Here is a 9,662-nt window from a genome sequence, read left to right as displayed (position 1 = left end):
ATCGTGCTCCGGGGGAAGGGGTCAGCCAAGCGGCGGCAGCCGGCGCTTCACCGGGCTGGTCTTGACGATCGAGGTATGCGTCCCGGCCTGTCTCGCCAGCCGGTTGGGCAGCGTGGCGAGCAGTTTCTTTTCGCAGCCAGGATCGGTGAGCGGGCTTGAGAAAAGCCAGGGTAGCGCTTCGCGCTGGGATGTTCCATGGATGCGATGCGCGCCAGAGCATGCTTCATGGCTTTCGGCCAGGGCTTGCCAAGCGGGGACGAGTCGTGAATAATGCGCCGCGTCGCGGGTCAAGCAACCAGCGGCGCGGCGCACCGGGAACAGCCGGTTTCGCCTTCTGCGTCCCATTCGTCTAGTGGTCCAGGACACCGCCCTTTCACGGCGGTAACAGGGGTTCGAACCCCCTATGGGACGCCACTTTCCTCCTTCCCGGCCAGCCTTCGGGAAGCGAATCGAAAGGCGCCGAGAGGCGCCTTTTTCGCCTTCGGGCGCTTATCCATGGCAGTGCGGCCCGCCCTTTTGCGCTAGAATGTTGCGCCTTCTCGTTCCGGCGTTCTCTGCCGCTGCGAATACCGTTGCCGTGCTCGCTGTCTGGTTGTCGGTGCCGCGCGGCCGGCTCACGCGTCGGTTTCAAGTACAGGAGTAGTGGATGGCGGCTCCAGCCCTTTCGATCCGTGGCCTGACCAAGGTCTACGCCAATCATCATCAAGCGCTCAAGGGTATCGATCTCGAAGTCGCCGATGGCGATTTCTTCGCCCTGCTCGGTCCCAACGGGGCCGGGAAATCGACCACGCTGGGGATCATCTGCTCGCTGGTCAACAAGACCGCGGGGAAGGTGGAAATCTTCGGCATCGATATCGATCGCGACTTCTCCAAGGCCAAGTACGCCCTCGGCGTGGTGCCCCAGGAGTTCAATTTCAACCAGTTCGAGAAGGTCGAGGACATCGTCCTCGCCCAGGCCGGCTACTACGGCATCCCGCTCAAGCGGGCCAAGCCGCGCGCGCGCCAGCTGCTCGAGGACCTCGGGCTCGCCGACAAGCGCGATACACCCGCGCGGATGCTCTCGGGAGGGATGAAGCGCCGGCTGATGATCGCGCGGGCCTTGATCCATCAGCCGCGGCTTTTGATCCTCGACGAGCCGACCGCCGGGGTCGACATCGAACTGCGCCGCAGCATGTGGGAATACATGCAGCGGATCAATCGGGAGGAGGGGACCACGATCATCCTCACCACCCACTACCTGGAGGAGGCCGAGAGCCTCTGTCGCAACATCGCGATCATCAACCGCGGCGAAATCGTCGAGAACACCAGCATGCGTGCGCTGCTCGGCCAGCTCGATGTCGAGACCTTCGTGCTCGATCTCGCAGCTCCGCTGGAAAGCGTGCCCGAGATCGAAGGCTTCGCGGTCGCGCGCCTCGACCCGTCGCAGCTCAGCCTGTCGGTGAGCCGGGGCCAGCGAATCAACGACGCCTTCGCCGCGCTCACCGCCCAAGGCATAGAGGTGGTGTCGATGCGCAACCGCGCCAACCGACTCGAAGAGCTGTTCGTCGCGCTGGTCGAGGACAAGCAGGGTGGTAAGGGAGGAATTCGCTAAGTGAATGCACAGCAGACCTTGATCGCGCTATGGACCATCGTGGTGCGCGAGATTCGCCGCTTCATGCGGATCTGGCCGCAGACCCTGCTGCCACCCTCGATCACCATGGCGATGTACTTCCTGATCTTCGGCAACCTGATCGGTTCGAGGGTCGGCGAGATGGATGGTTTCGACTACATCGACTACATCGTACCGGGTCTGATCATGATGTCGGTGATCACCAACAGCTACTCCAACGTCGCTTCGTCGTTCTTCGGCAACAAGTTCCAGCGCTCGGTCGAGGAGCTGATCGTCTCGCCGATGCCGGGCTGGACCATCCTCACCGGCTTCATCGCCGGCGGTGCTGCTCGAGGCCTGCTTGTCGGCCTGATCGTCACCCTGGTGTCGATGTTCTTCACCCGGCTGGAGGTGGCCCATCCGCTGCTCACCTGCCTGGTGGTGGTGCTCACCGCGACGCTGTTCTCTATCGGCGGCTTCATCAATGCGCTGATGGCGAACAAGTTCGACGATATCTCGATCGTGCCGATCTTCGTGCTCACCCCGTTGACCTATCTCGGTGGGGTGTTCTACTCGATCCACACCCTGCCCGAGTTCTGGCAGCACGTCTCGCTGCTCAACCCGATCCTCTACATGGTCAATACCTTCCGCTTCGGTATCCTCGGAGTCTCCGACATCGCGGTGGGCTGGGCGCTGGTGGCGATCGTCGGGTTCAACGTGCTGTTCTTCGCCGTGGCGCTGCGCATGCTCAACCGTGGCAAGGGGATTCGTCATTGATGAACGATCATGCAACACACGCAGGGCTCGATGACGCCCCGCTCGGTCACGCATCGAGCTATCCCGAGCGCTACGATGCGGGGCTTCTGTTTCCTATCCCCCGTGCCGCCAATCGCGTCGGGCTGGGCCTGGCCCCCGGTGCGGCGCTGCCGTTCGTCGGGCTGGACCAGTGGCAGGCCTTCGAGCTCTCCTGGCTGGACCCGCGCGGCAAGCCGGTGGTGAGACTCGCGCGTTTCACCGTACCTGCGAACTCACCCAACCTGATCGAGTCGAAGTCGTGGAAGCTGTATCTCAACGGTTTCAATCAGATGCGTCATGCCCACGAGGCGGAGGTCGCGGCGCTGCTGCATCGCGACCTGAGCCAGGCCGCGGGGGCGCAGGTCGAGGTGGCGCTGTTCGGCGTCGATGACCCGGCACTGGCCACCGTGCGTCTGCCGGGAAGCTGCATCGATGGGTTCGATGTCGAGATCGAGGATTATTCGCCGAATCCGGCGCTGCTGCGCTGCGTAGAGGATGAGGTGGTCGAGGAGACGCTCCATTCGCATCTGCTCAAGTCCAACTGTCCGGTCACCGGCCAGCCCGACTGGGGCAGCGTGGTCGTGCGCTATCGCGGGCCTCGCCTGGTCGCCGAGACCTTGCTCGCCTACCTGGTGTCCTATCGCAACCACCAGGATTTCCACGAGCACTGCGTCGAGCGGATCTTCCTCGATTTGCTCGAGCGCGCCCGCCCGGAGCGGCTCGCGGTGATGGCTCGCTACACGCGACGAGGCGGTCTCGATATCAACCCCTGTCGCGCCACGTCGCGCGATGCGCTCGACCCCGCCTGGCTCGATGCCCGGATGACGCGCCAATAACCTGCAGCGGGCGAATGCCCGCTCCGAGGATGGAGACGAAGGATGGATGCCAGGACGCTGCTGCTCGAGCGTAATTCCCACGGCAAGCTCGAAGGCCCGGCCCCCGAGGCGAGCCAGCTCGACACGCTCTACCGCGCCGCGCTGCGCGCACCGGACCACAAGGGGCTGACTCCCTGGCGATTCGTCGAGATCGTGGGTGAGGGACGTGCGCGGCTTGGCGAGCTGTGTGCCCGCGCCGAACGCGCGCGCAAGCCCGATGTCTCGGAAGGCAAGCTGGACTCGATCCGCCAGAAGGCGCTGCGCGCGCCCTTGATCATCGCGGTGATCGCCAAGGTCGTGGACAATGCCAAGGTGCCGCGAGTCGAGCAGGTGGTCTCTGCCGGCTGCGCGGCGCACGCGATGCTCTACGCCGCCCAGCTCGAGGGATTGGGCGCGATGTGGCGCACCGGCGACTTCGCCCACCATCCGATCGTGCGCGAGGGCTTCGGCCTGAGCCCGGTCGATGAGCTGGTCGGCTTCCTCTATATCGGCCACAAGACCGGGCGTGACAAGCGTCTGCCGGTCCTCGACCCTGCCGATTTCATCGAACGCTGGGACTGAGCTTCGAAGCAGACTCCGCGGCCTCGCGGAGTCGTCCCGCGAGGCCTGAGTGACTCAGTCGCGCTCGATGCGGATCACCGAGAAGTCCGTGCTGTTCAGGCGCACCTCGATCTCCCGTCCGCCGTCGTCGCGGCCCTCGACCTCGACGTAGCCGTCACGGTCGACCTCGAGCTGGGAGAAGTGGGTGACTCCCGCGCTGCGCCCGGCCTCGAGCGCCGCGTTGAGGCGTTCCCGGCTGAGCGCCCAGGCAGGTGCGCTCGCTTCGCGCATCGACTCCTTGATCTGGCGCCCGTCGTCGATCATCACTTCAAGCTCGAGCTTCCAGCCGTCGGCTCTCCAGCCCTCGATCTCGAGCTTGGTGCGGTCATCGACGCTGATCTCCTCGAAACCGACGAAGCCGAAACCTTCGGCCTGGTCGAGCAGGCTGCCGAGGCGCTCGTAGGGGATCTCGCCATCGGCCTGGGCGAGGCTCGAGACGCCAAGGGTGGCGGGGATGACGAGGGCGTAGATGAAAGGTTTGATCTGCATGATTGGCTCCTGGTATCTGGATACGTTGCGTTGAAAAGAGCGGCAGCTTCGCCACCCAGTGGTCTCCTTTTTAAACCACCCCAACTGTCCGGGGCCTGAACGCGCCGTTCATTTGCCGTTCATCTTTCCCCGGGTAAAGTGAAGACCTACCTTCCATCCACCGACCGCCCTGGCGAGCATTCTATGTCCCGAGTCCTGCGCGCCGGCGCTTTGGCGCTCGTGCTGTCGTTAAGCGGCGCAGCCTACGCCGACGATTGGCAGTCGCTTCACGAGGCAGTGCGCGAAGGGCGTGTCGTTCCCTTGTCGGAGCTGCTCGATTGGCTCGATCGTCACTACGTCGGTCGGGTCATCGAGGTCGAGCTCGATCGCGAAGATGGGCGGCTGGTCTATGAGATCGAGATGCTGGGCGAGCTGAACCAGCGGGTCGAATTCGAGTTCGACGCCGAAAGCGGCCGGCTGATCGGCATCGAGGGTGTCGACATCGAGGCGATGCGGCGGCGTTGACCCGCCGCGGCGGACGGTGGGCAGCGGCCTAGGAGGGCCCTTTGAAGATACTGCTGGTCGAGGATGACATTGCGCTCAGCGATGCCCTGGCGGCGTCGCTCAAGCAGGCGGGCGTGCTGGTCGAGCAGTCGTTCGATGGGCGCAGTGCCGACTATTTGATCGATACCGAAACCTATGACGCCGTGGTGCTGGATCTCGGCCTGCCCGACGGCGATGGCACCCGCTGGCTGGGCGAGTGGCGGGAGCGGGGCATCGAGCTGCCGGTACTGGTGCTCACCGCGCGAGATCGTTGGTCGGACAAGGCGGCGGGGTTTTCCGCCGGGGCCGACGACTACGTCACCAAGCCGTTCGAGACCGGTGAGATCCTGTTCCGTTTGCGTGCCCTGGTACGCCGCAGCCATGGCCATGCGCACCCGGTCCTGCGTCTTGGCGAACTCAGTCTCGACACCCATACCGGCAGCTTGACCCTGACCGGCAGGCCGATCGCGCTCTCCGCCCAGGAGCAGCGGCTGATCTCCTACCTGCTTCATGCCGCACCGAGGATCGTCTCGCGCAGTGAACTCAGCGAACATGTCTACGATCGCGATCAAGCGCCGGACTCCAACGTGATCGATGTCCAGATCAGCCGGCTGAGACGCAAGCTCGGCCACGGCTGCATCGAGACCGTGCGCGGCCAGGGCTATCGGTTGACCGAGGGTGACTGAGGGCGTGCGCGGCGCACGCCGGACGCGCGCGCCGCGCGCGCTCTCGACACGGTTGCTGATCGGTTCGCTGCTGCTGACCCTCGCGGTGCTGCCGCTGCTCGGTATGCTGCTCTCCTACGGTTTCCAGCGCGCGGTGAGCGATGCCTTCGATGATCATCTAGGCGCTACCCTCGACCTGGTCGCCGCCAACGTCGAATACCTGCCTGGCGCATCGACCCCCGGGCTGAGACGGAGCCTGAACGATCCCCGCTTCGAGCGGATCTACTCGGGCTGGTACTGGCAGATCGATGGCGAGGGTGGGTCGAGCGTATCGCGTTCGCTCTGGGACCAGCGGCTCGCCCTCGACGATATCGATCCCCGCGGGGAGCTCGACGGCCCGCAGGGACAGCGGCTGCGCGTCGCCAGCCTCGAGCTTCGGATCGCGGGCATCGAGCGGCCCTTGCGCGTCGCGGTGGCCGCCTCGGTTGGCGATCTTGAAGCCGACATCGGTCGCTTCAAGCGGCTGATCGGCTTTGCCCTGCTTGGTTTTGGCCTGCTGCTGCTGGTTGGGCTCTACCTGCTCGTACGGCTCGGACTGAGGCCGCTGCGCGAACTGCAGCGCGAACTCAAGGCGGTCGAGCGCGGCGACAGCGACAGGCTCGACGACCAGGCGCCGGCGGAGCTTGCCGGCGTCGCTCGGGCGATGAACGAGGTGCTCGCCCGTGACCGGCGGCTGATCGAACATGGGCGTGCCGCTGCGGGCAACCTCGCCCATGCGCTGAAGACGCCGATCAGCGTGCTCGGCATGCATGCCGAACGGCTCGAGCCCGACGCCCGGCGCGCGATCGGCGACGAGCTCGCGAGGATCGATGCGGCAGTGCGCCATCACCTGGCTCGCGCCTCCGCGGCGGGTGCCACCACCTTGGGCCAGCGCGCCACTGTGGCGCCGGCGCTGGCGCCGATCGTGCAGGGCCTGCGGCGCATCGCCGAACGCCGCGGCATCGCGCTGCACGTCGAGCTGGGCGAGGGGCTCGAGGTGCGCATGGATGCCCATGACTTCCAGGAGGTGATCGGCAACCTGCTCGAGAATGCCGTCCACTGGGCGGACGGACGGGTGCTGCTGCGGGTGACCGAGCAGGGAGGCCGCTGCCTGATCGAGGTCGAAGACGATGGGCCGGGGATGAGTGGCGAGGCGCGTGGGCGAGTCATGGCGCGTGGTGCGCGGCTCGACGAACGCCAGCCCGGCTCGGGGCTCGGCCTAGCGATCGTCGATGAGCTGGTGCTGCTCTACGGGGGAAACCTCACCCTCGACGATGCCAAGCCCCAGGGGCTGCGCGCCAGTGTCGTCCTCCCGCTTGCCCAAAGCGCGCCGCCCACGCGGTAGCTGATTGAATCGCTTGCAAAACCGAGGAGCAACGGATAGAGTGTGCGCCGTTCTCGTCGCAGCTTGAAACGCAGCGAGTGCAGGAGAGGTGTCCGAGTGGTCGAAGGAGCACGCCTGGAAAGTGTGTAAGTCGCAAGGCTTCGAGGGTTCGAATCCCTCCCTCTCCGCCACGAATATCGAAGAGGAATCGAGCGAAAGCTCGGTTCCTTTTTTCGTTTCTGGTTTTCGTCTCCGGATAGCGTACGCGGCGGGCGTCGTGGCTCAACAGGTGCGCAGTGAAAGCAGCGCCTCGACGGTCTCGTACAGCGCTCGGCTCGAACGCTTGTCTCGACGCATCACCAGCCCGAGCGAGCGCATCAGCGGTGGAGAGAGGGGGAGCCCCTCGATCTCTGCATCTCGTCCCTCGGGCGGCAGTGCCAGGCGGGGAAGGATCGCCCAGCCGAGTCCCGCGCCGACCAAACGCTTGATCGCTTCGACGCTGCCGAGCTCCATGCTCGGCTTCGGGCTTTCTCCGGCGGCTGCGAACCAGCGATCGACCAGATGGCGAGTATGGCCGGCGCTCTCGTAGAGGATCAGCGGCTGGCGGTGGAATCGCGCGGCATCGAGGGCCTCGAGACCGCCGGCTTCGCTGAGCGGCAGCACGGCGACCATTTCGTCCTGATAGAGCTCGATCACCTCGAGGCTGCGTCCGGCGGCGGGAAGAGTGACCAGGGCCAGATCGAGGCTGTTGCTCTCGAGCTGTTTGAGCATCTCCTGGGTGTTGCCGGCGCGCACGGTGATTTCGAGTCCTGGCATCCGCTGCTTCAACCGCTTGAGCAGCGGCGGCAGCAAATGGATGCAGGCGGTGGCTCCGGTGCCGAGCCGGATCCGGCCATGGGTGCCTTCACGGTGCGGCAGCAGGGTCTCGAGCGTACTGGCGACCTCCTGTGCGATCCGCTGGGCGTGCACCAGCAGCTCTTGACCGGCGGCGGTTGCCTGGGCACGGCGGCCTGAGCGTTCGATCAGGCGTACGCCGAGGCGGCGCTCGAGCTGGCGGACCTGGGCGCTCACCGCCGGCTGGCTGATCCCGCGATGCTCGGCGGCGGCGGAGAAGCTGCCAAGCTCGATCACGTCGACGAAGGTACGCAGCTGGTTGAGATCGAGGCTATTCATCAAAGTTTTCCTTATCGATGACATAACCAAGATAACCTTCTTCTTGAGCTGAAGAAGCAGCATCCTGCTCCTGTGCTTGCCCATCGATTCACCGCCAGGAGCCCGTCGTGTTTGCCATCGATCCATCCACTGGATTTTCCCTGCGTCCCTGTGAAGCCGAAGACATCGCCGCGATCACTGCGATCTATGCCGAGGCCGTGCGCTACGGGCGGGCAAGTTTCGAACTCGATCCGCCCGATGAGACCGAAATGCGCCAGCGCTGGATCAAGCTCGTCGAGGCGAACCATCCCTATTGGGTTGCGCGATGCGCCGGAGAGACGGTCGGCTACGCCTATGCGGGTGCCTATCGGACGCGCCCGGCCTATTCGTCCACGCTCGAAAGCTCCGTCTACGTCGATGCGCGCTGGCGCGGACGTGGTGTGGGGGAGGCGCTGATGACCCGGCTGATAGAGGACGCGCAGGAGAGGGGCGGTCGGCAGATGATCGCAGTGGTTGGTGACTCCGCCAACCTGGGCTCGCTCCGGCTGCACGAGAAGCTAGGCTTCGAGCGGGTCGGTACGCTGCGCTCGGTGGGCTGGAAGCACGGCGTCTGGCTCGATACCGTGCTGATGCAGCGCCCGCTGGGCGCGGGTGACAGCGCGCCGCGCTGAGCTCAATCGGTGCGGCAGCCGTCGAGGCGATGATCCATCCGCTGCGCCGGGACGGCGCAGCCGGCGGCGCCGACGACCCGTGCCGGCACGCCCACCGCAGTGGTATGCGGCGGTATCGGGTCGAGCACCACCGAGCCCGCACCGATCCGCGCGCCCACGCCGATCTCGATGTTGCCGAGCACCTTGGCACCGGCGCCGATCAGCACGCCGCGGCGCACCTTGGGGTGGCGATCACCGCTTTGCTTGCCGGTGCCGCCCAGGGTGACGCCCTGGAGCAGCGAGACGTCGTCGCCGATTTCCGCGGTCTCACCGATCACCACACCGGTGGCATGGTCGATGAATACGCCGTTGCCGATTTTGGCCGCGGGATGGATGTCGGTCTGGAACACCTCAGAGCTGCGGCTTTGCAGATAGCGCGCCATCTGCCGGCGGCCGTCATGCCATAGCGCATGGGCGAAGCGGTGGGTGGTGAGGGCGTGGAATCCCTTCAGGTAGAGCAGCGCTTCGCTGACCTGGCGCACCGAGGGGTCGCGTTCGAGTATCGCGATGAGATCGAGCGCGATGCCCGTGGCGATTTCGACGTGACCGACGAGCAGCTGCTCGAATAGCGATGTGAGCTGGTCAGCGGCGAGATCGGGATGGGCGAGGCGACGCCCCAGGCGATGCGCAAGACCTGCGCCCAGCGAAGGGCGGTCGAGAATCGCACCGAGCATCAAGGGCGTGAGCTCCGGCTCCTGATGGCTGATTGCCATCGCTTCGTCACGGGCCTGCTGCCACAGTGCGGCTGGATTCATTGACGCGTTCCTCGGCATGGAAAGGGCATTCTAATCGACTCGTCCGCAGGCGTCGCCCTACGTGTGCCCCGGCACGTCTGGTGCAGCGGGAAAGCAGATCCATTGCCGAAAATAGTGAGCCCGGTTTGGATACTCAACCGGGGTGAAC

The 9,662-nt window shown here is 65.4% G+C and carries 12 protein-coding genes and 2 tRNA genes; 10 read left to right on the top strand and 4 right to left on the bottom strand.

Annotated elements, in window-relative coordinates; translation table 11 throughout:
• Nucleotides 1-21: 21 nt before the first annotated feature.
• The gene (locus A5892_RS15130) at nt 22-345 is read right to left on the bottom strand and encodes a hypothetical protein (protein WP_082890493.1); all 324 of its coding nucleotides are present in this window, start codon (nt 343-345) and stop codon (nt 22-24) included.
• Here A5892_RS15130 and A5892_RS15125 point away from each other — a divergent pair.
• From A5892_RS15125 to A5892_RS15105, 5 genes are all read left to right on the top strand, one after another.
• Nucleotides 339-414, top strand: a tRNA-Glu gene (locus A5892_RS15125). The genes A5892_RS15130 and A5892_RS15125 overlap by 7 nt on opposite strands.
• Before the next feature lie 232 nt (nt 415-646).
• Nucleotides 647-1,591: an ABC transporter ATP-binding protein gene (locus A5892_RS15120; RefSeq protein WP_064123494.1), complete on the top strand. Its 945-nt coding sequence runs from the start codon at nt 647-649 to the stop codon at nt 1,589-1,591.
• Nucleotides 1,592-2,365, top strand: a complete 774-nt coding sequence (locus A5892_RS15115; RefSeq protein ID WP_064123493.1) for an ABC transporter permease — start codon at nt 1,592-1,594, stop codon at nt 2,363-2,365. It begins immediately after the preceding gene.
• Nucleotides 2,365-3,219 (top strand): NADPH-dependent 7-cyano-7-deazaguanine reductase QueF, encoded by an 855-nt coding sequence (gene queF, locus A5892_RS15110; RefSeq protein ID WP_064123492.1) that lies wholly within the window; start codon nt 2,365-2,367, stop codon nt 3,217-3,219. Before A5892_RS15115 ends, queF begins: the two co-directional genes overlap by 1 nt.
• Nucleotides 3,220-3,261: 42 nt before the next feature.
• A complete protein-coding gene (locus A5892_RS15105) occupies nt 3,262-3,819 on the top strand; it encodes a nitroreductase family protein (RefSeq protein WP_064123491.1) in 558 nt (185 codons plus the stop codon).
• Between the two features lie 54 nt (nt 3,820-3,873).
• Here A5892_RS15105 and A5892_RS15100 read toward each other — a convergent pair whose 3' ends face one another.
• Nucleotides 3,874-4,347, bottom strand: a complete 474-nt coding sequence (locus tag A5892_RS15100; protein ID WP_064123490.1) for a PepSY domain-containing protein — start codon at nt 4,345-4,347, stop codon at nt 3,874-3,876.
• A 183-nt stretch (nt 4,348-4,530) separates the two neighbouring features.
• On the opposite strand from A5892_RS15100, the gene A5892_RS15095 reads away from it, so the two are divergent.
• From A5892_RS15095 to A5892_RS15080, 4 genes are all read left to right on the top strand, one after another.
• Nucleotides 4,531-4,851 (top strand): PepSY domain-containing protein, encoded by a 321-nt coding sequence (locus A5892_RS15095; protein WP_064123489.1) that lies wholly within the window; start codon nt 4,531-4,533, stop codon nt 4,849-4,851.
• A gap of 41 nt (nt 4,852-4,892) precedes the next feature.
• Complete coding sequence (locus A5892_RS15090; RefSeq protein WP_064123488.1) at nt 4,893-5,555, top strand: response regulator transcription factor; 663 nt, start codon at nt 4,893-4,895, stop codon at nt 5,553-5,555.
• Nucleotides 5,556-5,559: 4 nt separating this feature from the next.
• Complete coding sequence (locus tag A5892_RS15085; RefSeq protein WP_064124545.1) at nt 5,560-6,918, top strand: sensor histidine kinase; 1,359 nt, start codon at nt 5,560-5,562, stop codon at nt 6,916-6,918.
• Between the two features lie 82 nt (nt 6,919-7,000).
• A tRNA-Ser gene (locus A5892_RS15080) sits at nt 7,001-7,088 on the top strand.
• A gap of 91 nt (nt 7,089-7,179) precedes the next feature.
• Here the strand turns inward: A5892_RS15080 and A5892_RS15075 are convergent.
• Nucleotides 7,180-8,070: a LysR family transcriptional regulator gene (locus A5892_RS15075; RefSeq protein ID WP_064123487.1), complete on the bottom strand. Its 891-nt coding sequence runs from the start codon at nt 8,068-8,070 to the stop codon at nt 7,180-7,182.
• Nucleotides 8,071-8,177: 107 nt separating this feature from the next.
• Here A5892_RS15075 and A5892_RS15070 point away from each other — a divergent pair, with 107 nt between their 5' ends.
• Nucleotides 8,178-8,720, top strand: a complete 543-nt coding sequence (locus tag A5892_RS15070) for a GNAT family N-acetyltransferase (RefSeq protein ID WP_223302690.1) — start codon at nt 8,178-8,180, stop codon at nt 8,718-8,720.
• 2 nt (nt 8,721-8,722) lie between these two features.
• Here A5892_RS15070 and cysE read toward each other — a convergent pair whose 3' ends face one another.
• The gene (cysE, locus tag A5892_RS15065) at nt 8,723-9,514 is read right to left on the bottom strand and encodes a serine O-acetyltransferase (protein WP_223302689.1); all 792 of its coding nucleotides are present in this window, start codon (nt 9,512-9,514) and stop codon (nt 8,723-8,725) included.
• Nucleotides 9,515-9,662: the final 148 nt, after the last annotated feature.

The sequence above is a fragment of the Halotalea alkalilenta genome, assembly GCF_001648175.1.
Classification (GTDB): Bacteria; Pseudomonadota; Gammaproteobacteria; order Pseudomonadales; family Halomonadaceae; genus Halotalea; species Halotalea alkalilenta_A.
Note: the sequence above shows the minus strand (reverse complement) of the source record. Positions and strands in the feature narration are given on the sequence as shown.